The sequence below is a fragment of the Methylobacterium sp. WL120 genome (assembly GCF_008039465.1).
GTDB lineage: Bacteria > Pseudomonadota > Alphaproteobacteria > Rhizobiales > Beijerinckiaceae > Methylobacterium > Methylobacterium cerastii.
This window is the reverse complement of record NZ_VRUT01000076.1, coordinates 1-23457: the sequence shown is the minus strand read 5'-3', so window position 1 is coordinate 23457 and position 23457 is coordinate 1. Positions and strand designations below refer to the sequence as shown.

Annotated in this window: 21 protein-coding genes and 1 pseudogene; 8 read left to right on the top strand and 14 right to left on the bottom strand. The window is 69.3% G+C overall.

What is annotated here, in order from left to right:
- Together FV229_RS15270 and FV229_RS15265 are read right to left on the bottom strand one after the other, a co-directional pair.
- Positions 1-637: pseudogene (locus tag FV229_RS15270) on the bottom strand (nickel transporter); the annotation flags it as partial.
- Positions 628-1296 carry a DUF1007 family protein gene (locus tag FV229_RS15265; protein ID WP_147752792.1) on the bottom strand — a complete coding sequence of 223 codons (669 nt, stop codon included), beginning with the start codon at positions 1294-1296 and terminating at the stop codon, positions 628-630. The pseudogene FV229_RS15270 and the gene FV229_RS15265, both read right to left, overlap by 10 nt.
- Before the next feature lie 306 nt (positions 1297-1602).
- On the opposite strand from FV229_RS15265, the gene FV229_RS15260 reads away from it, so the two are divergent.
- The 3 genes from FV229_RS15260 (at position 1603) to FV229_RS15250 (ending at position 5834) form a co-directional block, all read left to right on the top strand.
- Positions 1603-3960, top strand: coding sequence for an Orn/Lys/Arg decarboxylase N-terminal domain-containing protein (locus FV229_RS15260; RefSeq protein ID WP_147752791.1), 2358 nt, complete (start codon positions 1603-1605; stop codon positions 3958-3960).
- Positions 3960-4601: a GNAT family N-acetyltransferase gene (locus FV229_RS15255; protein ID WP_147752790.1), complete on the top strand. Its 642-nt coding sequence runs from the start codon at positions 3960-3962 to the stop codon at positions 4599-4601. The genes FV229_RS15260 and FV229_RS15255 overlap by 1 nt, the downstream gene beginning before the upstream one ends.
- Before the next feature lie 114 nt (positions 4602-4715).
- A complete protein-coding gene (locus FV229_RS15250; protein ID WP_147752789.1) occupies positions 4716-5834 on the top strand; it encodes an alkene reductase in 1119 nt (372 codons plus the stop codon).
- A 51-nt stretch (positions 5835-5885) separates the two neighbouring features.
- Here the strand turns inward: FV229_RS15250 and FV229_RS15245 are convergent, their stop codons facing one another.
- The 10 genes from FV229_RS15245 to FV229_RS15200 all read right to left on the bottom strand — a co-directional run bounded on the left by FV229_RS15245 (position 5886) and on the right by FV229_RS15200 (position 15292).
- Positions 5886-6614: an amino acid ABC transporter ATP-binding protein gene (locus FV229_RS15245; RefSeq protein ID WP_147752796.1), complete on the bottom strand. Its 729-nt coding sequence runs from the start codon at positions 6612-6614 to the stop codon at positions 5886-5888.
- 221 nt (positions 6615-6835) lie between these two features.
- Positions 6836-7528, bottom strand: a complete 693-nt coding sequence (locus FV229_RS15240; protein ID WP_147752788.1) for an ABC transporter permease subunit — start codon at positions 7526-7528, stop codon at positions 6836-6838.
- A complete protein-coding gene (locus FV229_RS15235; RefSeq protein WP_147752787.1) occupies positions 7528-8250 on the bottom strand; it encodes an amino acid ABC transporter permease in 723 nt (240 codons plus the stop codon). The genes FV229_RS15240 and FV229_RS15235 overlap by 1 nt, the downstream gene beginning before the upstream one ends.
- 83 nt (positions 8251-8333) lie before the next feature.
- The gene (locus FV229_RS15230) at positions 8334-9230 is read right to left on the bottom strand and encodes an amino acid ABC transporter substrate-binding protein (RefSeq protein ID WP_147752795.1); all 897 of its coding nucleotides are present in this window, start codon (positions 9228-9230) and stop codon (positions 8334-8336) included.
- A 495-nt stretch (positions 9231-9725) separates the two neighbouring features.
- Positions 9726-10847 (bottom strand): branched-chain amino acid ABC transporter substrate-binding protein, encoded by a 1122-nt coding sequence (locus tag FV229_RS15225; protein ID WP_147752786.1) that lies wholly within the window; start codon positions 10845-10847, stop codon positions 9726-9728.
- An 88-nt stretch (positions 10848-10935) separates the two neighbouring features.
- A complete protein-coding gene (locus tag FV229_RS15220) occupies positions 10936-11301 on the bottom strand; it encodes a DUF6867 family protein (RefSeq protein WP_147752785.1) in 366 nt (121 codons plus the stop codon).
- 4 nt (positions 11302-11305) lie between these two features.
- On the bottom strand, positions 11306-12112 hold the full coding sequence (locus FV229_RS15215; protein WP_147752784.1) for an ABC transporter ATP-binding protein: 807 nt from the start codon (positions 12110-12112) through the stop codon (positions 11306-11308).
- Positions 12109-12987 (bottom strand): ABC transporter ATP-binding protein, encoded by an 879-nt coding sequence (locus FV229_RS15210; RefSeq protein ID WP_147752783.1) that lies wholly within the window; start codon positions 12985-12987, stop codon positions 12109-12111. Before FV229_RS15210 ends, FV229_RS15215 begins: the two co-directional genes overlap by 4 nt.
- Positions 12987-14375: a high-affinity branched-chain amino acid ABC transporter permease LivM gene (gene livM / locus FV229_RS15205; protein WP_147752782.1), complete on the bottom strand. Its 1389-nt coding sequence runs from the start codon at positions 14373-14375 to the stop codon at positions 12987-12989. Before livM ends, FV229_RS15210 begins: the two co-directional genes overlap by 1 nt.
- Positions 14375-15292, bottom strand: a complete 918-nt coding sequence (locus FV229_RS15200) for a branched-chain amino acid ABC transporter permease LivH (RefSeq protein WP_147752781.1) — start codon at positions 15290-15292, stop codon at positions 14375-14377. The genes livM and FV229_RS15200 overlap by 1 nt, the downstream gene beginning before the upstream one ends.
- A gap of 326 nt (positions 15293-15618) precedes the next feature.
- Here FV229_RS15200 and FV229_RS15195 point away from each other — a divergent pair, with 326 nt between their 5' ends.
- Together FV229_RS15195 and FV229_RS15190 are read left to right on the top strand one after the other, a co-directional pair.
- Positions 15619-16896 carry a dicarboxylate/amino acid:cation symporter gene (locus tag FV229_RS15195; RefSeq protein WP_147752780.1) on the top strand — a complete coding sequence of 426 codons (1278 nt, stop codon included), beginning with the start codon at positions 15619-15621 and terminating at the stop codon, positions 16894-16896.
- 47 nt (positions 16897-16943) lie between these two features.
- Positions 16944-17870, top strand: coding sequence for an amino acid ABC transporter substrate-binding protein (locus FV229_RS15190; protein ID WP_147752779.1), 927 nt, complete (start codon positions 16944-16946; stop codon positions 17868-17870).
- A gap of 321 nt (positions 17871-18191) precedes the next feature.
- On the opposite strand, the gene FV229_RS15180 is transcribed toward FV229_RS15190, so the two are convergent.
- Positions 18192-19211 carry a gamma carbonic anhydrase family protein gene (locus FV229_RS15180; RefSeq protein ID WP_147752778.1) on the bottom strand — a complete coding sequence of 340 codons (1020 nt, stop codon included), beginning with the start codon at positions 19209-19211 and terminating at the stop codon, positions 18192-18194.
- A gap of 155 nt (positions 19212-19366) precedes the next feature.
- Between FV229_RS15180 and FV229_RS15175 the strand changes: the two genes are divergently transcribed.
- Together FV229_RS15175 and FV229_RS15170 are read left to right on the top strand one after the other, a co-directional pair.
- Positions 19367-19900 carry a molybdenum cofactor biosynthesis protein MoaE gene (locus FV229_RS15175; RefSeq protein WP_147752794.1) on the top strand — a complete coding sequence of 178 codons (534 nt, stop codon included), beginning with the start codon at positions 19367-19369 and terminating at the stop codon, positions 19898-19900.
- Positions 19901-19958: 58 nt separating this feature from the next.
- Positions 19959-21155 carry an AI-2E family transporter gene (locus tag FV229_RS15170; protein ID WP_147752777.1) on the top strand — a complete coding sequence of 399 codons (1197 nt, stop codon included), beginning with the start codon at positions 19959-19961 and terminating at the stop codon, positions 21153-21155.
- 107 nt (positions 21156-21262) lie between these two features.
- Here FV229_RS15170 and FV229_RS15165 read toward each other — a convergent pair whose 3' ends face one another.
- Positions 21263-22498 carry an amidase gene (locus tag FV229_RS15165; protein WP_147752776.1) on the bottom strand — a complete coding sequence of 412 codons (1236 nt, stop codon included), beginning with the start codon at positions 22496-22498 and terminating at the stop codon, positions 21263-21265.
- Positions 22499-22697: 199 nt separating this feature from the next.
- Here FV229_RS15165 and FV229_RS15160 point away from each other — a divergent pair.
- A partial coding sequence (locus FV229_RS15160) for an extensin family protein (RefSeq protein ID WP_147752793.1) occupies positions 22698-23457 on the top strand: 760 nt, incomplete at its 3' end.

The following is a 23457-nucleotide window of genomic DNA, read 5'->3' as shown; positions in this document are numbered from 1 at the left end:
CATGGCCGCAATCCGGGCCGCAGCCGCCGGGCGCGCCGAGGTCGGCGAGCCGCCCGGCCTTGCGCCAGGTCACCGCGAGGCCGATCGCGGCGACGAGGGCGAAGCTCGCGATTTCGATCGCGTTGCCGGCCCGCGTCATGCCGGCGGCGGTGGCGCCGAGGACGAGGCGGCCGGTGCCGACGATCGCGATCGCGACCAAAGCCTGCAGAACCGCGGCGGCGAAGCTCAAGCCGAAGCCGCGGCGCAGCGCCCGCTCGCCGGCGAACAGGTAGCCGGCGATGACGGCCTTGCCGTGCCCCGGGCCGGCGGCGTGGAAGACGCCGTAGGCGAAGCCGAGGGTGACCAGCGGCGTCAAGTCGCCGCCGCCCTTGATCGCGGCGAGCGCGGCCTGGAGGCTCCGCGAAAAGCTCGATTGGATCGCCAGGAGCCAGCCGCCGAGCCCGGTCGCCGAAGGCGCAGCCTCGCGGAAGCCGATCCCGAACGGCGACCGCGGCGGTGGCGTCGCGAGGCCGGGCGCCACGAGCCAGACCAGAAGCGCGAGGACCAGGGCCGCGACGCCGATCGCGGCGGCGACCAGCGAAAGCCGCAGCGGCAGGCGCCGGGCCGGCGGAGCAATGAGCGCGGCGCCTACGGACACGCGACCAGCACCCGGTTCGCGAACTGCACGCCGTAGCCCGAGGCCGCCGTCAGCGCCTCGAAGAACGCCTCGCTCATGCCCGGCGATCCGGCCTCCGCCGTCTTCGGCTCGGGCGTCTTGGGCCGCGTCACCGTGGCGGCGCAGCCGGCGGGCGCGCCGACGAGCGTCGCCGCGTCGGGCGCCTCCGACAGGCCGAAGAAGACGAAGTAGGTCGGGTCGTAGACTTCGAGCGCCAGCACGCCGCGCCCCTGCGACGGCGGCGTCTTCAGCGGCAGGCGGAAGCTCAGGGTGAGGCTGTCGCCCTCCATCGCCATCCGCGGCTCGACCGGGTCGGCGAAGGCTTGTTCCTTGCCGCCGACCTTCAGCTTGGTGAAGTAGCCGAATTCGGCGAGGTTGCCGGTGTTCTCGGTGGCGAGGGTCTGCAACTCGTCCGGCGTGAGCTTGCCGTCCTTGTTCGCGTCCAGCCCCTGCGTGACGAAGGCCGTGTAGGCGGCGTCGAACGTCCAGACGTTGCGCACGGCGACGACCTTGCCGTCGGCGTAGGCGATCTCGGCCTTCGCCGTCACCCAGACGTGCGGATGGGCCGCGGCGGGCAGGGTCGCGAGCGCCAGCAGCGCGGCGGCGAGGGCAGGACGAAGGATCGCGAGATTCGGCTTCATGCGGGTCGGACGCTCGCGGCGCTGAGGTGAAGGATCCGTTAAGCGCATGTCTTGTCGGCATCCGCTGGGGCGAAAGCGAGGCGAACCGCAACGGGGAAGTCCCGCGGGAGGCGACGCCGAATCCGATGTCGGCCGGGCGCCCGGCGGCATCGTCGTCATGGCCTTGGCGACGCGATCGTATTACCCGGGCGAACCAGATGTCGGCCGCCCGCGCCCGCCGGGTCCCGCGCCATTCGGCGCGACCGTCATCCAACCGTCACGACGGCGTCGCAGGCAGGCGCCGACCCGCTACGCCAGAGGCACGCCATGGACTTCCACCGCCGATTCACCGTGCTGATGTGCGCGCCGGCCTTCGATCCGGACGACCTCGAAGGCGTCCGCGTCGCGCAGATCGTCACGGCGGTCGAGGGCCGCGGCTTCGAGGTGATCCGCGCGCGTCGCGTCGAGGACGCGGCGATCGCCGTCCAGACCGACGCCGCGATCGGCTGCATGGTCGTCGACTGGGGCAAGCGCGGCCTCGACGGCAAGGCGGCGTCGCTGATCGACATGATGCGCCGGCGCGGCCTGGAGATGCCGATCGTCATCCTCGTGCGCCGCAAGCGCCTGGAAGACATCCCGGTCGAGTTGCTCGACTTCATCGACGGCTACATCTTCCTCGCCGAGGAGACGCCGGAGTTCATCGCCCGCGGCCTCGTCTCCCGCGTGACGCAGTATGCCGAGACCCTGAAGACGCCGTTCTTCGGCGCGCTCGTCGACTACGCCGAGAAGGGCAACCAGCTCTGGACCTGCCCGGGCCACAACGGCGGCATCTTCTACAACCGCTCGCCGATCGGGCGGATCTTCGTCGAGCATCTCGGCGAGGCGATCTTCCGCGACGACTTGGACAACTCGGTCCTCGACCTCGGCGACCTGCTGACCCACGAGGGTCCGGCGCTGAGGGCGCAGAAGGAGGCCGCCCAGATCTTCGGGGCGGAGAAGACCTACTTCGTCCTCAACGGCACCTCGGCCTCGAACAAGGTGGTGCTCGGCTCGCTGGTGGCCGAGGGCGACCTCGTGCTGTTCGACCGCAACAACCACAAGGCGGCCCACCACGGCGCGCTGATGCTCGCCGGCGGCATCCCGATCTTCCTCGAGACCGACCGCAACGCCTACGGCCTGATCGGCCCGATCTATCACGAGGCCTTGGACGAGCAGGCCATTCGCGAAAAAATCCGCCGCAACCCGCTGGTGGAGGACAAGGAGGCCTGGCGCCGCGAGCGCCCGTTCCGCGTCGCGGTGATCGAGCAGTGCACCTACGACGGCACGATCCTTGACGCGCAGGGCGTCGTCGAGAAGATCGGCCACCTGTGCGACTACATCCTGTTCGACGAGGCCTGGGCCGGCTTCATGAAGTTCCACCCGCTCTTCGTCGGCCGGTTCGCCATGGGGCTGAAGGGGCTGGACGAGACCTCCCCCGGCATCATCGCCACGCAATCGACCCACAAGCAGCTCGCAAGCTTCAGCCAGGCCTCGCAGATCCACACCAAGGACGGCCACATCCGCGGCCAGACCCGGCGCGTCGAGCATCGCCGCCTCAACGAGAGCTTCCTCGTCCACGCCTCGACCTCGCCGTTCTACCCGATCTTCGCCTCGCTCGACGTCGGCGCGCAGATGATGAAGGGCCGGTCCGGCATGATCCTGTGGGACGACACGATCCGCCTGGGGATCGAGTGGCGCAAGAAGGTCCGCGCCATCCGCCGCGAGTTCGAGGAGAAGGAGGGCGATCCGAGCCGGCGCTGGTTCTTCGACCCCTTCGTCCCCGACGTGACGCCCGGCCCCGACGGCGTCGACGTGCCGTGGGAGAGCCTGACGACGGACGTGCTCGCCTCGGACCCGAAGCATTGGGAGCTGCGTCCCGGGGCGCGCTGGCACGGCTTCACCCATGTCGGGCCCGAGACCTCGCCCGGCTACGCCATGACCGACCCGAACAAGCTCACGGTGCTGACGCCGGGCTTCGACCGGGCGACTGGGGAATACGCCGCCCACGGCGTGCCGGCGCCGATCGTCGCGCAGTACCTGCGCGAGAACCGGATCGTCGCCGAGAAGAACGACCTCAACTCGCTGCTCTTCCTGCTGACGCCCGGCGTCGAATCGTCGAAGGCCGGCACGCTGATCTCGGGCCTCGTCGCCTTCAAGCGCCTGCACGACGACAACGTTCTGCTGGAGGACGCGATGCCCGAGTTCGTGCGGCGGCGGCCGAACCGCTACCGGGGCATCCGCCTGCGCGACCTCTGCGCCGACTTCCACGCCTTCCACCGCGAGCACGGCACCTCGGCGCTGCAGCGCAAGCAGTTCCAGCCGCAGCACCTGCCCGAGATGGTGATGGCGCCCAAGGCCGCGGCCCAGATGTTGACGCGAAACAACGTCGACTTCGTGCCGATCGCCGAGGCCGAGGGCCGTGTGGCGACGACCTTGCTTCTGGTCTACCCGCCCGGGATCGGCACGGTGCTGCCCGGCGAGCGGATCGATGAGCGGGCCAAGCCGATGCTGGACTACTTCAAGATGTTCGAGCGCTCCGCCAACCTGTTCCCAGGCTTCGAGGCCGAGATCCAGGGCGTCTACCGGCAGGTCGAGCCGGACGGGCAGATCCGCTTCCACACCTACGTCATGCGCGAGGCGCGCTGATGGAGGACGCCGCGGCGCCGGGCGCCCTCGCGACGCCAGAGCCGGCCGCGCCCTGCGCCGACATCGTCATCCGCCCCTCATCGGATGGCGACCTCGCGGCGATGGTGGCGATCTACGAGCACCACATCCGCCGCGGCGTCGGCGACGTCGGCGACTTCGAGGAGGACCGGCTGCTACCGGACGACCTGCGGCGGCGGCGCAAGACCATGCGCAAGAAGCGCCTGCCGCACCTCGTCGCCGACCGGAACGGGCAGGTCGCAGGCTACGCCTACGCGGTGCCGTTCCGGAAGCGGCCGGCCTACCGCTACACCCTGAAGCACTCGATCTACGTGCATCCCGAGCATCTGCATGCCGGCATCGGCCGGCGCCTGCTGCCGGCGCTGATCGAGGCCTGCGCCGCGGGCGGCTACCGGCAGATGATCGGCTACATCGATTCGGAGAACGCGGCGTCGCTGCGCCTGCACGAGGCTTGCGGATTCGTCCGCGTCGGCCACCTGCCGGCGGTCGGCTACAAGTACGGCCGCTGGAGCGACAGCGTCATGGTGCAATGCGCCCTCGGCTCCGGCTCCGACGACCAGCCCTCGACCTGGCAGAAGCCGGTGGAGGCGCTGGTGGCGGGGCACGACTGGACGGGGAAGTAGCCGCCCAGGGGCTGGTGCGCTGCGGCGAACTCCGCGGCGGGCGGAACGTTGTTCCGGCATCGAGGCGCCGGCGTTGGTGATGGCGCCGCTCGACCCTCCCCGCCAAGGATTCGCATGTCCCGCTCCGACAGCCCCGTGCTGCAGCCCTTCACCCTCGGCGACCTCACGCTGAAGAACCGGGTCGTCATGGCGCCGCTGACGCGGAGCCGGTCCTCCGTCGCCGGGGTGCCGCCGGACTTCGCGGCCGACTATTACGGCCAGCGCGCCAACGCCGGGCTGATCATCTCGGAGGCGACGAACATCTCGCCGCAGGCCGTGGGCTACGCCTACACCCCGGGCATCTGGTCCGACGCGCAGGTCGAGGCTTGGCGCAGGATCGTCGCGACGGTGCATGCCAACGACGGGCGCATCTTCCTGCAGCTCTGGCATACCGGCCGGATCTCGCACCCAGACCTTCAGCCGGACGGCGGCTTGCCGGTCTCGGCGTCCGCGATCAAGCCAGAGGGCACCGCCTTCACCGAGGATGGCATGAAGGCGCACGTGACGCCGCGCGCCCTCGAGACGGACGAGATCCCCGGGATCGTCGAGGATTATCGCCGCGCGGCGGAAAACGCCAAGCGCGCCGGCTTCGACGGCGTCGAGATCCACTCGGCGAACAACTACCTGCTGGAACAGTTCGTCCGCGATTCCACCAACACGCGCACCGACCAATACGGCGGCTCCATCGAGAACCGGTTGCGCTTCCCGCTGGCCGTGGTGAAGGCCGTCACCGAGGTATGGGGTGGGGGAAACCGCGTCGGCATCCGCCTGTCGCCCGCGACCACCGAGCCCGGTAAGACGCCGTTGGACAGCGACCCGCATGCCACCTTCGGCGCCTATGTCGACGCGCTGTCCGGTTTCGGCCTGCTCTACATCCACACGATCGAGGGCGTGACGCAGCAGACGCGCGACGTGCCGGACGGCGTCGACTTCCTCGACCTGCGCAAGCGCTTCTCGGGCGCCTATGTCGGCAACAACCAGTACACCCTGGATCTGGCCGAGAAGGAGCTGGCCGAAGGCCACGCCGACCTGTTCAGCTTCGGCCGGCCCTACATCGCCAACCCCGACCTCGTCGCGCGGCTGGCCTCGGGCGCGCCGCTCGCGGAGGCGCCCAAACCCTACTGGTACGGCGGCGGCGCCAACGGATACTCGGACTGGCCGGGCATGGACGGCCCGGTGCAGATCGAGCGCTGAGCCTCCAAGCCCGGTGCGTGGATGTCGCGCCGGGCTCGCCGAACCAAACGGTCAGTGCTGCAGGATCTTCGACAGGAACTGCTGCGCGCGCTCGCTGCGGGGCTGGCCGAAGAAGTCCTCCTTCCGGGCGTCCTCGACGATCTCGCCGCGATCCATGAAGATCACCCGGTCGGCGACCTTGCGGGCGAAGCCCATCTCGTGGGTCACGACCATCATCGTCATGCCCTCCTTGGCGAGTTCGACCATCACGTCGAGCACCTCGCCGACCATTTCCGGGTCGAGCGCCGAGGTCGGCTCGTCGAACAGCATCACCACCGGGTTCATGGCGAGCGCCCGGGCGATCGCCACGCGCTGCTGCTGGCCGCCGGAAAGCTGGCCGGGATACTTGTCGGCGTGGGCCGACAGCCCGACGCGGGCGAGCAGGTCCATGCCCTTCTTCTTCGCCTCCTCGGCCGGCCGCTTCAGCACCTTGCGCTGGGCGACCGTGAGATTCTCGGTGATCGAGAGGTGCGGGAACAGCTCGAAGTGCTGGAACACCATGCCGACCCGCGAGCGGAGCTTCGGCAGGTCGGTGGCCTTGTCGACGACCTTGGTGTCGTTGACCGTGATCTGGCCCTTCTGGATCGGCTCCAGGGCGTTGACGCACTTGATCAGGGTCGACTTGCCGGAGCCCGACGGTCCGCAGACAACGACGACCTCGCCCTTGGCGACCTGGGTGGTGCAGTTCGTGAGCACCTGGAAGTCGCCGTACCACTTGCTGACGTTGTCGATGGCGATCATCGGCGTGCCGGTGGCGATGCGCGGCGGCGGGCTCGTCAGCGGTCCGGACTGCAGGCCGGAGTCGGATGGCGCGACCGAACCGGGGGCGACGGGCGTCGTGGCGGTCGGGGCCGGCATCGGCGTCGAGGTCATGGCGCGGTCCTTCAAACAGCGATCACTTGGAAACAGCGATCACTTGGAAACAGCGATCACTTGGAAACGGCGATCACGTGAAACGGCGATCAGCGGATGATGGCGACGCGGCGCTGGAGCCGGCGCACCAGGAACGAGGCCGAGAAGCAGACGGCGAAGTAGACGACCGCCGCGAACAGGTACATCTCGACGAGGCGCCCGTCGCGCTGGGCCACCTTCGAGGCGGCGCCGAGGAAGTCGGTCAGCGACAGCACGTAGACCAGCGAGGTGTCCTGGAAGAGCACGATCGTCTGCGTCAGCAGCAGCGGCAGCATGTTGCGGAAGGCCTGCGGCAGCACGACGGTGATCATCGTCTGGGCATAGGTCATGCCAAGCGCGTAGGCCGCCCCGGTCTGCCCCTTGGGGATCGACTGGATGCCGGCGCGCATGATCTCGGAGAAGTAGGCCGCCTCGAACAGCGTGAAGGTGATCAGCGCCGACGAGAACGCGCCGACCTGGATCGGCCGCGAGGCGCCGGTGAGGTAGGCGCCGATATACGGCACCAGGAAGTAGAACCAGAAGATCACCAGCACGAGCGGCAGCGAACGCATCAGCTCGACGTAGACCTTAGCCACGTGCTTGAGACCGGGCACGCCCGAAAGCCGCGCCATGGCGAGCAGGGTGCCAAGCACCACGCCCATGCCGGCGGCGAGCGCCGTCAGGGTCACGGTGAACACCATGCCCGTCCCGAACAGGTAGGGCAGCGATCCGAAGACGACGCCGAAATCGAAGTTCGAGAACATCAGCGCTGCCCGGGAACCGCCACGCTGCGTTCCAGGAGGGACGCGAGCACGATGACGAAGAGGTTGATGAGGACGTAGAGGATCGTGGCGGCCGTGAAGGCCTCGAACACCTGGAACGAGAATTCCTGCATCGAGCGCGCCCGGGCGGTGAGCTCGAGCAGCCCGATCGTCAGCGCGACGGAGGTGTTCTTGAGGTTGTTCAAAAACTCCGAGGTCATCGGCGGCAGGATGACCCGGTAGGCGTTCGGCAGCAGCACGTAGCGATAGGTCTGGTAGACCGTGAAGCCCATCGCCGTGCCGGCGAGGCCCTGGCCCCGCGGCAGCGACTGGATGCCGGCGCGCACCTGCTCGGCGACGCGCGAGGCGGTGAAGAACCCGAGGCAGACGACGCCGGTGTAGAACGGCGCGTTCGGCAGCTGCTTGAGGGCGTTGCCCCAGGATTGCGGCAGCACCTCCGGCAGCACGAAGTACCAGAGGAACATCTGCACCAGGAGCGGGATGTTGCGGAACAGCTCGACATAGGCCGTGCCGACCGCGTTCGCGGCCTTCGACGGCAGCGTGCGCATCACGCCCACGAGCGATCCGAGGAAGAAGGCGATGACCCAGGATGAGAGCGCAGTCGCGATCGTCCAGACCAGGCCCGAGAGCAGCATGTCGGCATAGGTGCCGGTGCCTTCGGGGGATGGTTCGAAGAAGATGCCCCAGTTCCAGTTGTAGTTCATCGCCCGCGCTTCACCGTTTCTCGTTCGATCGATCCGCGTCGCGGATCCCGAAGGGCGCCCCCCCGGGATCCGCTCGGCCCGGCTCAGTAGGCGGCCGGGTCGGCGCTGTCGCTCGGGCTCTTGAACTGCTTCACCATCGCGTCGCTCATCGGGAGCTTCAGGTTGATGTTGCGCGGCGGGATCGGCTTCTCGAACCACTTGGTGTAGAGCGCCTTGCCCTCGGGGCTCTCGTACAGCGCCTTGGTCGCGGCGTCGGCCACGGCCTTGAACGGCGCGTCGTCCTTGCGCAGCATGATGCCGTAGGGCTCGGGCTTCGACAGGGCTTCCGTCGAGATCTCGTAGGCGTCGGGGGTCTTCGAGCCGGCCATCAGCGAGGCGAGCAGCACGTCGTCCATCACGAAGGCGACGGCGCGGCCGGTCTCGACCATCAGGAACGCCTCGGCGTGGTCCTTGGCGGGCAGGATGGTCAGGCCCATGCTCTTGGCCGTGTTGGCCTCGTTGATCTGCTTGATGTTCGTCGTGCCCGAGGTCGAGACCACGGTCTTGCCCTTGAGGTCGTCGATCGTGTGCAGCTTGGCGTCCTTCTTCGAGACGTAGCGGGTCGCCGTCAGGAAGTGGGTGTTGGTGAACGAAGCCTGCTTCTGGCGGTCGGCGTTGTTCGTGGTCGAGCCGCACTCGAGGTCGATCGTGCCGTTGGCGATCAGCGGGATGCGGGTCGCGGAGGTGACCGGGTTGAGCTTCACCTCCATGCCCGGAAGCTTGAGCTCCTTCTTCACCGCCTCGGCGATCTTCAGGCAGATGTCCATCGCGTAGCCGACCGGCTTCTGGTCGCCGTCGAGGTAGGAGAACGGCACCGAGGAATCGCGGTAGCCGATGGTGAGGGCGTTGGTCTCCTTCACCTTCTTCAGCGTGCCGGTCAGCTCCTGGGCCTGGGCGCCGGCAGCGAACAGCGCCGCGCCGAGTGCAAGGCCGGCGACGATCCCGCGGCGGTCGAGGTTGGATTGCGTCAAGACGAAACTCCCGTGACGAGCCGCACGGACAGTGCGGCGTGTGGCGGACGCACAGAGGGCGACCGGCGCTTGCCGGGCCTCTGCAATGATGGTGCCGGAACGAGGCTCGGCGAAGCGAGCTTGGCCGATGGGCTGGGGACAATTGCGCCGCGCATCGGAACCGAAGCAGTAAACGCACCCATGACCCGGAACCGGACCGTCTCCGGCCGGGTGCGGTCTGCCCGCACGGATCGAGGCCGTGGCGCGTCGGCGTTCACAGGGTCCACCCGGTTGTCGATCCGAACGTCGGAGCCGGGCGGTTTCGCCCATGCGGGATGCAATGTGCACGATTCCCGGACGGACGCACCGGGATTTCGCGGCTCGGCGGGGATTATGCCTGGAAAGCCGCCAATCTGTCTCGCGGAACGCAGACGAACGAGCCGCCCCGCAGGGCACGGGACGGCTCGGTCTTCGGAGCGACGAGCGCTACTTGGTGACTTCGTTGCCGGCGTAGTCGATGTTGCCGGCCGCGTTCTTCTTCCACTGGTACATGACGTAGTCGGGCTTCGTGATGTCGCCCTTCTTGTCGTAGGCGATCGGGCCGACGACGGTGTCGACCGGCTTGCCCATGTGCAGCCACTCCGCCAGCTTCTTGCCGTCGGTCGAGCCGGTCTCCTGCATCGCCTTGGCCAGCACCTGGACCGCGGCGTAGGAGTAGAGGGTGTAGCCCTCGGGATCGATGCCCTTGGCCTTGAAGCCGGCGAGCGCGTCCTTGGCGTTGGGGTTCTTGCGCGCGTCCGGCGGGAACGTGGTCAGGGTGCCTTCCGCCGCCGGGCCGGCGATCGCCACCAACTCCTTGTCGACGAGGCCGTCGCCGCCCATCAGCGGCGCCTTCAAGCCCTGGTCGCTCATCTGGCGCAGGATCAAACCGGCTTCGGTGTAGTAGCCGCCGAAGTACACCACGTCGATCTTGTTGGACTTCAGCTTCGAGACGAGGGCCGAATAGTCCTTCTCGCCCGGGTTGATGCCCTCGTAGATCGCGTCCTTGCCGCCGTTGGCCTTCAGCGCCTTCAGGGTCTCGTCGGCCAAGCCCTTGCCGTAGGGGGTCTTGTCGTGGACGAAGGCGATCTTCTTGCCCTTGAAGTTCGTGGCGAGGTACGCGCCCGCCACCGCGCCCTGCTGGTCGTCGCGTCCGCAGGTGCGGAACACGTTCCAGAGGCCGCGCTCGGTGAACTTCACCGCCGTCGAGGCCGGGGTCACCTGGATGATGCCGGCGTCCTGGTAGACGTCGGAGGCCGGGATCGACACGCCGGAATTGTAGTCGCCGACGACCATCTTCACGCCGTCCGAGGCGAACTTGTTGGCGACCGAGACGCCCTGCTTGGGGTCGGACGCGTCGTCGCCGACGAGGACCGAGAAGGTGGTGCCCTTCACCGCGCCGGACTTGTTCAGGTCCTCGACCGCCTGGGTCGCGCCGTTCTTGAGCTGCGTCCCGATCGCCGCGCTGTTGCCGGTGATCGGCGCGGCGATGCCGAGCTTGATCTCGGCGCCTTGCGCCGCCGCGAGCATGGCACCGAGACCGAGGCCGGCCAGAAGTATCGCTCTCATCGCAAATCCCCTTGGTTGTGATCTGAATTCGGACCGCGGGCGAAGGGCAAGAATCGTGCGCTCGGCACGCGCCTCGCCGCGGTCGCGATCAAGGTTCGCCGGCCGCCGGCGCACGGCTCCGCCAGGTCAGGGGCGAGGTCCGCTCGTAGAGCCAGCGATACTGGGTCGTCATCTGCCGCGTCCGGGTCCAGCGGTAGCCCGCCAGCCCGACGATCATGACGACGACGGCGTCGACCGCATAGTAGTGCAGTGACAGAAGCGTCCCACCGAATAGCGCGAAGTGGATGAAGCGCACCGCCGCCGCCACCGCGAGGAGCGCCGGCACGATCTGCCAGAGCGGCCGCCACGCCTTGGCGAGGCCCCGGGCGGCCATCCACCCGGCCCAGCCGCCCATCGCCACGGTGACGAGGAGGAACAGCGCGATCGATTCTTCCTCGTAGATCACACCCTGCATCGCGTCAGGCCTCCACCGGGGCGCCGTGCCCGCCTTCGAGGTAGGCGGCCTTGATCGCGGGGTCGGCGAGCAGCGCCCGCCCGGTGCCGCTCATGGTGATGCGGCCGTTGACCAGCACGTAGCCGCGATGCGCCAGCTTGAGCGCATGGTAGGCGTTCTGCTCGACGAGGAAGATCGTCATGCCGTCGCGCCGGTTGAGGTCGCGCACCGCGTCGAAGATGCCCTTCACCACCAGGGGCGCGAGCCCGAGCGAGGGCTCGTCGAGCAGCAGCAGGCGCGGGCGGCTCATCAGGGCGCGGGCGATGGCCAGCATCTGCTGCTCGCCGCCCGACATGGTGCCGGCGCGCTGGGTCAGGCGTTCCTTCAGCCGCGGGAACAGGGCGCAGACGCGCTCCAGATCCTGCGCGAAGTACTGTCCGTTGTGGAGCGCGGCACCCATCTGCAGGTTCTCGTGCACGCTCATGCGCGGGAAGACCCGCCGGCCCTCCGGCGACTGCGCGATCGCCAGGCGGGCGATCTCGTGGGTCGGCAGGCGGGTGATGTCGCGCCCGTCGTAGGTGATCGTGCCCTCGCGGGCCTGCGGCGCCCCGAAGATCGTCATCATCAGGGTCGACTTGCCGGCGCCGTTGGCGCCGATCAGCGTGACGATCTCGCCCTCGGTGACGTCGAGGTCGACGCCGCGCAGAGCCGCGACGCTGCCGTAATAGGTCGAGACCCCGCGCACCGAGAGCAGGGTCTTGCGGACCCCGGCCTTCTCGGCGGCGAGCGCCCGGGTCTCCTCGACGAGGACGTTGATGCCGGCGACGCTCAAGCCTCGACCTCCAGATGGGTCACGGTGAGGCCGACCTCGGCCTCGACGGCCTCGACCTCCTCGTCCTCGACGCCGAGATAGGCCGCGATCACCCGCGGGTCGGCGCGGACTTCGCCGGGCGTGCCGTCGGCGATCTTCACGCCGTAATCGAGCACCACGACGTGGTCGGAGATCTCCATCACCACCGACATGTCGTGCTCGATCAGCAGCACCGAGGTGTCGTGCGCGTCGCGAATGTGGCGCAGCAGCGCGTTGAGCTCGCCCGATTCGCGCGGGTTCAGGCCGGCGGCGGGCTCGTCGAGGCAGAGCAGGACCGGCTCGGTGCACATCGCCCGGGCGATCTCCAGGCGGCGCTGGGCGCCGTAGGGCAGGTCGCCGGCCGGGTCGTCGGCCCGGTCGATCAGGTCGATGCGGCCGAGCCAGTCCTTGGCCCGCTCGATCGCCGCGGCCTCCGCCCGGCGGTAGACCGGGAGGCCGAGGAGCCCGAGCACGGTCATGCCGGACGCCCGCATCAGCGGAGCGTGCTGGGCGACGAGAAGGTTCTCCAGCACCGTCATGCCCTGGAACAGGCGGATGTTCTGGAAGGTGCGCGCCACCCGGCCGATCCGGTTGACGGCATGGTTCGGCAGGCGTTCGAGCAGGTGCTTCGATCCGTCGGCGTGGGCCAGCGTCAGCATGCCCTCGGTCGGCTTGTAGAAGCCGGTGATGCAGTTGAAGACCGTGGTCTTGCCGGCGCCGTTCGGGCCGATCAGCGCGGTGATGTCGCCGCGACGCGCTTCGAAGGACAGGTCGCCGACGGCGACGAGCCCGCCGAAGCGCATGGTGAGGTGGTCGACGGTGAGCACCGCCTCGGCGTCGGGGGAAGGCCGTGTCATCAACCGTGGCCCTCGCTGACGTGGGCGCCCGAGATCGCGCGGCGCTCGCCGAGCGCCACCGAGGGCGTTCGCTCCGAGATCAGCCCGCGCGGGCGCCAGACCATCATCGCCACCATGGCGAGGCCGAACAGCAGCAGGCGGTACTCGTTCGGATCGAAGCCCTGGCCGAACACGGCCTTCAGGAACCCGAGGTTGCGCAGCATCTCGGGGCCGCCGACCATGGCCACCGCCGCGATCGCGACGCCGACCTGGCTGCCCATGCCGCCGAGCACCACGATCGCCAGGATGATCGCGCTCTCGAGGAAGTTGAAGCTCTCGGGGCTGATGAAGCCCTGTCGCACGGCAAAGAACGAGCCGGCGAACCCGCCGAAGGCCGCCCCGAGGGCGAAGGCCGTGAGCTTCGTCGTGGTGGTGTTGATGCCGAGCGAGCGGCAGGCGATCTCGTCCTCGCGCAACGCCTCCCAGGCGCGGCCGATCGGCAGCCGCCGCAGCCGCAGCGTCACGACGTTGGTGATCAGGGCGAGCGCCAGGATCAGGTAGTACAGGAACACGACCCGGTGCATCGAGTCGAAGGTCAGCCCGAAGCGGGCCGCGAACCCGTCCTCGCCCGCGGTGAAGGGGATGCCGAAGAAGGTCGCGCGCGGGATCGACGAGATGCCGGCGCCGCCGCCGGTGACGTCGACCCAGTTGATCAGCACGAGGCGGATGATCTCGCCGAAGGCCAGCGTGACGATGGCGAGGTAGTCGCCGCGCAACCGCAGCACGGGAAAGCCGAGCAGCATGCCCCACAGGGCGGCGAACAGGCCGGCGAGCGGAAGGCAGACCCAGAACGACAGGCCGAAGGTCGTGGACAGGAGTGCGTAGGAATAAGCGCCGACCGCGTAGAACGCGACGTAGCCGAGGTCGAGCAGGCCCGCGAGGCCGACGACGATGTTGAGGCCCCAGCCGAGCATCACGTAGGTGAGGATCAGGATGCCGAGGTCGATCCAGTAGCGCCCCTCCCCGAGGCTGCCGCTGGCGAGCGCCGCGACGACGGGGAGCGTCAGCGCGACGCCGATGAACAGCCACAGCGCCAGCATCGAGACGCGCTGCCCGGCATTCGGGGTGGCGCCGACCGCCTCCGTTGCCTGCGAACGCGCCGGGGTGAGCGCCCGGCGGGCGTCGCGGCGCATCAGGATCAGGCGCTGCGCGAGGCGGGCCAGGAAGATCGCGGCGCAGAGCGCGAGGACGAGCCCCCAGCGCGGCGTCAGCTCGAGGCCGCCGGTTGGGCCGGCATCGGTCCGGAAGGCGACCAACGGCACGCACAGCGCGAAGGTGCCGAGCGCGTAGAAGGCGGCGTCCTTGAGGATGCCGGGGAGGCCGACGGCCCCGCGTGTGGCGGCGGCCATCAGACCTTCTCGACCTCGGCGCGGCCGAGGATCCCCGACGGCATGAAGATGAGCACCACGGCGAGGATCGAGAAGGCGGCGACGTCCTTGTACTCGATCGAGAAGTAGGCCGACCAGAACGTCTCGATCAGGCCGATGATCAGTCCGCCGAGCACCGCGCCCGGCAGCGAGCCGATGCCGCCCAGAACCGCCGCGGTGAACGCTTTCACCCCCGGCACGAAGCCGTCCGAGAACGAGACCACACCGTAATACATCAGGTACAGGACGCCGGCGACGGCGGCGAGCGCGGCGCCGAGCACGAAGGTGAGCGAGATCGTGCGATCGACGTCGATGCCGAGCAGCGCGGCCATCTTGCGGTCCTGCTCGCAGGCGCGCTGCGCCCGGCCGAAAGGCGTGCGCTGGACGAGGTACCAGAAGCCGGTGAGCAGCACCGCGGTCACCGCCATGATCAGGCACTGCTTGTAGGACAGGAACACCTGGAAGCCGTCGGTCTCGAACAGGGTGATCCCGCCCGACAGCATCGGCGGAAGCGGCTTGTTGCGCGCGCCCTGCGCCACCTGGACGAAGTTCGAGAGGAAGATCGAGACGCCGATCGCCGAGATCAGCGGCGCCAGCCGGAAGGAGCCGCGCAGGGGACGATAGGCCACCCGCTCGATCGCCCAGCCCCAGAGCGCGGTGAGCACCATCGAGACCACGAGCACGATCAGGAAGGCCAGCGCGATCGACGAGACGCCGAGCCAGGTGGTGAGGATCAGGAAGCCGATCAAGGCGATGAAGCTTGAGACCATGAAGACGTCGCCGTGGGCGAAGTTGACCATGCCGATGATGCCGAACACCATCGTGTATCCGATCGCGATCAGGCCGTAGATCGACCCGAGCGTCAGCCCGTTGATCAACTGCTGTACGAAGACATCCATCGTGTGCCCGTCTCTCCGTCTGCGCGCCGTGCCTTGAGGGCAAGTCCCGCATTCATGGCAAGTCCCGTATTCATGGCAAGTCCCGTACCGCACCTGTGGCTCGGAGGCCACAAGGCGCGGCGACCGCAGTTTCAGCGGGACCGCGGCCAAGCATAGCCCGCGGCGCAACGAGAATGCCACGCCGGATCATCCGATCCCGGCAAAAAACAAAAGGTCTGAAACGACGGGATTAAAGCTGCGCAGCCGCTTGCGCATGGCGCGCTTCCTGCTTCACATTCTCTTAACGGACAGTCTCGCGCCGGCTCGCATTCGCCCAGGAGTTCCCGATGACAGGTTCGCGGCTGACGACCATGATCTTCGTGGGCATGCTACTGGGCATCGCGGTCGGCTATCTCTGTAGCATCACCTGGCCCGATCCGCAGACCTCCAAGGAGATCGCCGGCTACATCGCGCTGATCAGCGACATCTTCCTGCGGCTGATCAAGATGATCATCGCGCCGCTGGTGTTCTCGACGCTCGTCGTCGGCATCGCGCATCTCGGGGATACGGCCTCGGTCGGTCGCGTCGGCGGCAAGGCGCTGCTGTGGTTCGTCGGCGCCTCGTTCTGCTCGCTGATGCTCGGCCTTGTCCTCGTCAACATCATGCAGCCCGGCCACAACCTGAACCTGCCGCTGCCCGACGTCGGCGCCGGCACCGGCCTGAAGGCCGCCTCGCTGTCGCTGAAGGAGTTCGTCACCCACCTCGTGCCCAAGAGCGCGGTCGAGGCGATGGCCAACAACGAGATCCTGCAGATCGTCGTGTTCTCGATCTTCTTCGGCGTGGCGCTCGCGGCGCTCGGCGAGAAGGGCCACTTCCTGGCCAAGGGCATCGAGGGCGTGGCCGACGTGATGCTCAAGGTCACCGGCTACGTGATGCTGTTCGCGCCCGTCGCGGTGTTCGCGGCGATCGCGGCGACGATCACCACGCAGGGCATCGGCGTGCTCGTCACCTACGGCAAGTTCCTGGTCGAGTTCTACATCGGCCTCGGCGTGCTCTGGGGCCTGCTGATGGGCGTCGGCTTCCTGATGCTCGGGGGAGCCGGGATCAAACGGCTGTTCAACCTGATCAAGGAGCCGTTCGTGCTCGCCTTCTCGACCGCATCGAGCGAGGCGGCGTACCCGAAGATGCTCACGAACCTCGAGCAGTTCGGCGTACCCAACCGCATCACCTCGTTCGTGCTGCCGATGGGCTACTCGTTCAACCTCGACGGCTCGATGATGTACTGCACCTTCGCGGTGATGTTCATCGCGCAGGCGTACAACATCCCGCTCACCTGGGGGCAGCAGCTCACGATGCTGTTCCTGCTGATGGTGACATCGAAGGGCATGGCCGGCGTGCCGCGCGCCTCGCTCGTCGTGATCTCGGCGACGCTGACGCAGTTCAACATCCCGGAGGCCGGGCTGCTGCTGATCATCGGCATCGACCAGTTCCTCGACATGGGCCGCTCGGCGACCAACGTCCTCGGCAACAGCATCGCCACCGTCGCCGTCGCGAAATGGGAGGGCCAGCTGACCACGAGCGACCAGCGGCTCGACCACGTCGGCGCCGTGGCCGCCGCCGAGTAGGCCTCCGTCCCGACCGGGCTTTGCCTGCCGTATCCAGGAGTATCGCGATGGCGTCAGGCAAGGTGATCGCGGCGTTGGCGGCGGGGCTGATAGCGGTCGGGTCCGTGGCGACGCCCGGGCCCGCGGGGGCGGTCGACGTGCTCACCGGCTCGCTCAAGACCATCGCCGCCAAGGGCGAGGTGGTAATCGGCTACCGCATCAGCTCGGTCCCGTTCTCCTTCGTCGAGGGCAAGCGGGCCGACGGCAGCCCGCGCCCGATCGGCTACGCGATCGACCTCTGCGGCGAGATCGTCGACGAGATCGGCCGCGAGACCGGGCGCACCGACCTGAAGGTCCGCTACGAGCCGGTGACCTCCGAGACGCGGTTCGCGGCGGTGTCCGAGGGCAGGGTCGACCTCGAATGCGGCTCGACCACCGCCAACGCCGAACGCCGCCGCACGGCCGCGTTCTCGCCGGTGACGTTCATCAGCGCGACGAAGCTCCTGGTGCCGCGGGCCTCGGCGATCACGTCCTATCGCGAGCTGGGCGGCAAGAAGGTCGTCGTCACGGCCGGCACCACCAACGAGCGCGCCGTGCGCGACATCCTGGCCAAGCTCAAGCTGCAGGCCGAGATCCTGACCGGAAAGGACCACGCCGAATCCTACGCCATGGTCAAGGACGGCCGGGCCGACGCCTTCGCCACCGACGACATCCTGCTCTACGGCCTGATCGCCAACGATGGGACCGACGGCGCCAAGTACACGGTGCTGCCGGACAAGCTGTCGTTCGAGCCCTACGGCATCATGTTCCGCAAGGACGACCCGGAGATGGCCGGTGCGGTCGCCGCCACCTTCAGCCGCCTCGCCGAGAGCCGCGAGCTGCGCTGGACCTACGAGCGCTGGTTCCTCAAGCGCCTGCCGAACGGCGAGCGCCTCAACGTGCCGATGTCGAACGACCTCCACACCAGCTTCCAGCTGATCGGGCTGGAGGATTGAGGTAGGGCGTTCGCGGGCGGGCGCAGGTTTAGGCGAACGAGCGAACGCCTCCTCTCCCCGCGGGCGGGGAGAGGCCTGCAGGCACCGCGTCGTGCCTGCAGGAAGCGGAGGCGGAGCCGACGCGGCGGTGAGGGGGAGGTGCTGGATGAGGCTTCCCCGTCGAAGCCCCCTCACCCTCACCCTCGGCTGCGGCCTCGCTTCGCCGACGACGAGGTCGTCAAAGCCCTCTCCCCGCAAGCGGGGCGAAGGGATGCGCGGACCTCGAACAGCACCAAAGCCGGTCAATCGGTGGCCGCGGCGAGGTTCGCGCGCGCCCCGCGCTTACCCCCGGCCGGCTTCGGCCTTCCGGTATTCCCGTCCGTGCTCGCAATAGCCCTCGACGATCCGGACCATCATCGCGCGCTTCTCGGCGTCCAGCGGGGCGAGGATGCGGGCCGGGCGGCCGCCCCAGAGGTAGCCGCCTTCGAGGAGCTGGCCGGGATCGGTGGTACTCCCTGCCGCCAGCATGACGTCGTCGGCGATGACCGTGCCGGGGGCGACCGAGGCGCCGATGCCGATCAGAGAGCGGGCGCCGATGCGGCTGTCGCCGATGCGGACGTTGTGGCCGATGGTGGTGTCGCGGCCGATGACGACGCCCTCCCCGCGGGTGCGGATCACGGTGTTGTCCTGGATGTTGGTGTCGGCGCCGACGAGGATCGGCCCGACCTCGGCGTGGAGGTCGCAGGAGAACAGCACGCTCGATCCGGCACCGAGGCTGACGCGGCCGCGGACGCGGGCCGTGCTGGCGACGTAGACCGTGTCCTCCACCTCCGGCGGATCGCCGGCGGCGACGGGCACCGGGTCGCCCGCGGCCTCGCGCAGGCGCTCGGCGCGGTCGTCGATCTCGGCCCGGTCGATCGGGCGCTGCGGCTTGGCCGGGCTGCCGGCGTAGACGAAGCCGCCGGCGAGCTGCGCCCGCGGAAACACCGTCGCGCCGGCCTCGATCACCGCGCCGTCGCCGATGCTGGCCCCGTCGAGGATCACGACGTCGTCCTCGATCACCACGTCGGAGCCGACCGTGCAGGCGTGCACCACGCTGTTGCGCCCCACCGTGACCCTGTCGCCGACGGTGGTGCCGTGGGTGAAGGTGGCGATGTGGACGGTGGAGCGGTGCCCGAGCCAGAACCGGTCGCCGAGGGTGACCGGCTGCCCGTCCGCGCGGATCACGCCGTCGTCGCCGATCCAGGCCTGGCTGCCGAGGCGCACGGCGCCGATTGCCGTGCTGCCGCGCCCGCACCAGACCGGACGGCTGGCGAATTCCGGCAGGACGCCGTCGTAGGGAAGGATCAGTTCGGGCGTCACGTCTTCGTCCTTCGGGGCCGATCGGCCCGCGCCTGCTGGCGGCGATCCGATATGCCATATAGGCGCAGGCGATGGCCGAGTCAGGCGCAAGCGTGTTTCGTCGTCGCGCCACCGTCACTGTCACCGTCACCCCGCTGCGCCGCGCCGAGAACCCGATGTCGCCCCCTCCTCCGCCCTCCGCCGCACCAAGCCCCGCGCCCCTGCCCACCGTCGCGATCCAGGCCGCGCCGTTCGACGTGGCCGCCGAGATCGCCGCGCTGAACGGGCGGCTCGCCGGTCGCGCCGGCGCGGTCGTCACCTTCACGGGGCTGTGCCGCGACGAGGGCGGACGGCTCGAGGCGCTCGAGCTGGAGCATTATCCCGGCATGGCCGAGGCCGAGATCGGGCGAGTGACGGCGGCGGCCGAGGCGCGCTGGCCGCTGCAGGCGGTCCGGGTGATCCACCGCTACGGCCTCGTGGCGCCGGGCGACGGCATCGTGCTGGTGATCACCGCGTCGAGCCACCGCGTCGCGGCCTTCGAGGCGGCGAGCTTCCTGATGGACTATCTGAAGACGCGGGCCCCGTTCTGGAAGCGCGAGCACCTGGTGGACGGGACGAAGGGCGGCTGGGTCGAGGCGGCGGAAGCGGACGACGCGGCCGCCGCGCACTGGGCCGCGATCCTCGGTGACGCCGCGACGACCGAGGGTTGACCGCGGCGCCGCACAAGCGCTCGTGAGCGCCGACCTCGCATCAGTTACGAAAGACGACATGGCCGAGCCCAAGACCGAAGCGTTCGCCGGCCCCGTGGGCCCGTGGCGGGGAACCCTGCCGCTCGCCGCATCCGGCATCGCCGTGGTGTCGTTCGTGGCGTTCCTGGCGCTGGCCTGGATGTCGGTGGGCACCCTGTTCCTGGTCTTCGCCGGGGTGCTGCTCGGGGTCTTCCTCGACGGGCTCACCCGCGGCCTCGGCCACCTCCTGCCCCTGCCCCGCGGCCTGAGGCTGACGATCGCCAGCCTGGCGGTGGCGGCCGCGGCCATCGGCCTGATCGGCTTCGGCGGCGCCACGGTGGTGCAGCAGGGTCGCGACCTCGGCCAGACCATCAAGGGTCAGGCGGGCACCGTCACCGAGTGGCTGTCCTCCTACGGGATCGACCTGCCGATGCTCGAACCGGGCGGCGGCTCGGACGACAAGGGGCAGAACGGCACGGGCCAGAGCGGCCCCGGTAAGGACGAGAAGCCCGCGCCGAAGGACGACGACAAGAAGCCCGGCGGGCTCGCCGGCCTCGCTTCCGGTGCGATCAAGAGCCCAAGTTCGCTGCTTTCGGATGCCGGCAACGTCCTCGGTCCGGCGGCCACGGTGCTCGTCGGGTTGTTCAGCGCGCTCGGCAACGTGCTGGTGATCGTGTTCCTCGGCCTGTCCTTCGCCGCCGACCCGGGCAGCTACCGCGACGGGGTGCTGCGCTTCATCCCGCCGAAGAAGCGCGGGCGCTGGGCCAAGGTGCTCGACGGCGCCGGAGAGACCCTGCGGCACTGGCTGTTCGGCCAGCTGATCACGATGGCGGTGATCTTCGTCTGCATCTGGGCCGGCCTCAGCTTCCTCGGTATCGGCGGCTCCTTGATCCTCGGGCTGCAGGCGGGCCTGCTGGCCTTCGTGCCGACGGTCGGGCCGCTGCTCGCCGGCGTGATCATCCTGCTGGCGAGCCTCGCCTCGGGGACGAACGCGCTGCTCGGCGCGCTCGGCGTCTACCTGGCGGTGCAGTGCCTGGAGAGCTACGGGCTCACCCCGTTCATCCAGAAGCGCGCCCTCGACATCCCGCCGGCCACGATCTTCGCCGGGCAGCTCGTGCTCGGCGTGATCTTCGGCCTGTGGGGCATCGCGCTGGCCCTGCCGATGATGGCGGTGATCAAGGTGCTGCTGGAACAGCTCTACGTCGAGGACACGCTCGGCGAGGACGCCACGGTCTGAGGCGCTAAAGCATTTTCAAGCGAGGTGGATGCCGGCTCGCGTGAAGAAGATGCGACCACACAGCAGGTTAGAGCATTTTCAGTGATCCAGAGATCACGGAAAATGCGCTAGCGTTCCAGGGCGCCCTCGATCATCGCGGCGACGGCGAGCGCGCGCCCGTCGTCGCCGAACCGCGCGATGACCTGCACGCCGACCGGCAGGCCGTCGCCCGGCACCGGCACGTTCACGCAGGGCACGCCCATCAGCGTCCATAGGCGGTTGAAGCGGGCGTCGCCGGTTGAGGCCAGCGTCCGCGGGGCGAAGCCGGGGGCGGAATAGGTCAGGATCGCGTCGAAGTCCGAGAACAGCGTCTTGAGGAGGCGCCGCGCCCGGTGCGCCTTGCGCCGCGCGTCGTCGTAGGCGGCGGCGTCCAGCCCCTGCGCGGCGTCGAGCTGCGGCCCGAGCCGCGGGCTCAAGGCGTCGCGGTGGTGGGCGTATTCCCAGGCGAGCGCCTGGCGCGCCTCGAAATTCTGGATCGTCCCGTGGCACTCGAACGCGGCCGTGAATTCCGGCGGCAGCGCGAAGTCGCGCACCAGCGCGCCCGCGCGCTCGGCGGCCTGCCGCGCCCGGTCAAGCGCGCCTTGCGCCTCCGGCGCGGGAGCCTCGGCGAAGTCCTGCGTCACGACCGTCACCCGCGGCGTGCCGGGCGGGGTGCCGCCCAGGTCGATTGCCGGGCGGGCGGCGATCAGCGCCAGCGCGTGGGCGACGTCGCCGACGCCGGCACCGAACAGGCCGAGCGTGTCGAGCGCCCACGAGAACGTCTTGACGCCGACCGTCGGCAGCAGCCGGAACGAGGGCTTGATCGCGGCGCAGCCGCAGAAGCTTGCCGGGCGGATCACCGAGCCGCCGGTCTGCGTGCCGAGCGCGAGCGGCAGCATCCCGGCCCCGACCGCGGCGGCCGAGCCCGCCGAGGAGCCGCCGGGCGTGTGGCCGGGATCGTGCGGATTCGTGGTCTCGGTGGGGTCGACGCTGGCGAAGGGCGAGGTCGTGGTCTTGGCCAGCACCACCGCGCCGAGGGCCTTCAGGCGCATCACGATCGGGGCGTCGGTCTTCGGCTGCCAGCCCTCGTAGATCGGCGAGCCCATCTGCGTCGGCATCGCGGCGGTGTCGATGATGTCCTTCACGCCCACCGCGATTCCGGCGAGCGGTCCCGCATCGGTGACGGCGGGGGCGGGATCGGTGACCACCGTGGCGCGCACCACAGGATCGCGCGCGAGGATCGCCTCCTGTGACAGCCGGATCGCGCCCTCGGGCGTGAGGGTGCCGGCTTCGATGCGGCGGCGCAGGTCGACCAACGAGAGCATCACGCGTCCTTGACTTGAGCGACTTGGACTTATCGGTTCGGGGGCGGCGCCGGCGACAGCGGCGCGCAAGCCCGTGCAGGTTTCATGCGCGATGGCACGAACGCGACCGCCATTTGCAGGCCCTACCATGCGAAGGCCCGCGTCGCGACGGCGGCAGCGTTAGCACCGCATTTACGCGATCGTGAGCATTCTCCGCACCATGTGGCGTAGCGTACTCGCGTTCTCCGCCCTTGCGCTGTTCGGCGCGGGGCTCACCGGCTGTGCGATCAACAAGTTTGAGCGCCGCGACGCCTGGCGCGACCAGGCGGAACAGGTGTGCCTGGCCAAGAAGCTGGTCGAGCCGACCGAGTTCGTCGTGCCGGCCAAGGAGATCGACGGACCCGGCCCCTGCGGCATGACCCAGCCGTTCCGGGTCACGCGGCTGGGCGGCGGCGCCGTGATCCTGAAGCAGAAGATGACGCTCGGCTGCCCGGCGCTGGCCGAGGCCGAGGCCTGGCTCGCCGACACCATCCAGCCGGCCGCGACCCTGTATTTCGGGCAGCCGGTCGCCGAGATCAACGCCGGCTCCTACGCCTGCCGCGGGCGCAACAACCAAGTCGGCGCCAAGCTCTCCGAGCACTCCTTCGGCAACGCGATCGACGTGATGTCGTTCAAGCTCGCCGACGGCTACGTCATCACCGTCAAGGGCGGTTGGCGCGGCACCGAAGCCGAGCAGGGTTTCCTGCGCGAGGTCTTCCTCGGTGCGTGCCAGCGCTTCACCACCGTGCTGGCGCCGGGCTCCAACGTGTTCCACTACGACCACATCCACGTTGACCTCGCCCGCCACGACCCGCGCGGGCTGAAGCGGATCTGCCAGCCGCTGATCAAGTTCACGCCGCAGCTCGGCTCCGACAACCCGCGGCCGATGTCCCGCCCCCGCCCGCCCGAGCGCCAGCCGGCGCCGCCGCAGGCCCCGGTGG

Coding starts and splice junctions, on each gene's coding strand:
- FV229_RS15225 (WP_147752786.1), bottom strand. CDS start 10,847: ATGAGAGCGATACTTCTGGCCGGCCTCGGTCTCGGTGCCATGCTCGCG.
- livM (WP_147752782.1), bottom strand. CDS start 14,375: ATGGCCGCCGCCACACGCGGGGCCGTCGGCCTCCCCGGCATCCTCAAG.
- FV229_RS15255 (WP_147752790.1), top strand. CDS start 3,960: ATGGAGGACGCCGCGGCGCCGGGCGCCCTCGCGACGCCAGAGCCGGCC.
- FV229_RS15250 (WP_147752789.1), top strand. CDS start 4,716: ATGTCCCGCTCCGACAGCCCCGTGCTGCAGCCCTTCACCCTCGGCGAC.
- FV229_RS15190 (WP_147752779.1), top strand. CDS start 16,944: ATGGCGTCAGGCAAGGTGATCGCGGCGTTGGCGGCGGGGCTGATAGCG.
- FV229_RS15165 (WP_147752776.1), bottom strand. CDS start 22,498: ATGCTCTCGTTGGTCGACCTGCGCCGCCGCATCGAAGCCGGCACCCTC.
- FV229_RS15195 (WP_147752780.1), top strand. CDS start 15,619: ATGACAGGTTCGCGGCTGACGACCATGATCTTCGTGGGCATGCTACTG.
- FV229_RS15170 (WP_147752777.1), top strand. CDS start 19,959: ATGGCCGAGCCCAAGACCGAAGCGTTCGCCGGCCCCGTGGGCCCGTGG.
- FV229_RS15265 (WP_147752792.1), bottom strand. CDS start 1,296: ATGAAGCCGAATCTCGCGATCCTTCGTCCTGCCCTCGCCGCCGCGCTG.
- FV229_RS15240 (WP_147752788.1), bottom strand. CDS start 7,528: ATGTTCTCGAACTTCGATTTCGGCGTCGTCTTCGGATCGCTGCCCTAC.
- FV229_RS15245 (WP_147752796.1), bottom strand. CDS start 6,614: ATGATCGCCATCGACAACGTCAGCAAGTGGTACGGCGACTTCCAGGTG.
- FV229_RS15175 (WP_147752794.1), top strand. CDS start 19,367: ATGTCGCCCCCTCCTCCGCCCTCCGCCGCACCAAGCCCCGCGCCCCTG.
- FV229_RS15260 (WP_147752791.1), top strand. CDS start 1,603: ATGGACTTCCACCGCCGATTCACCGTGCTGATGTGCGCGCCGGCCTTC.
- FV229_RS15210 (WP_147752783.1), bottom strand. CDS start 12,987: ATGACACGGCCTTCCCCCGACGCCGAGGCGGTGCTCACCGTCGACCAC.
- FV229_RS15220 (WP_147752785.1), bottom strand. CDS start 11,301: ATGCAGGGTGTGATCTACGAGGAAGAATCGATCGCGCTGTTCCTCCTC.
- FV229_RS15235 (WP_147752787.1), bottom strand. CDS start 8,250: ATGAACTACAACTGGAACTGGGGCATCTTCTTCGAACCATCCCCCGAA.
- FV229_RS15200 (WP_147752781.1), bottom strand. CDS start 15,292: ATGGATGTCTTCGTACAGCAGTTGATCAACGGGCTGACGCTCGGGTCG.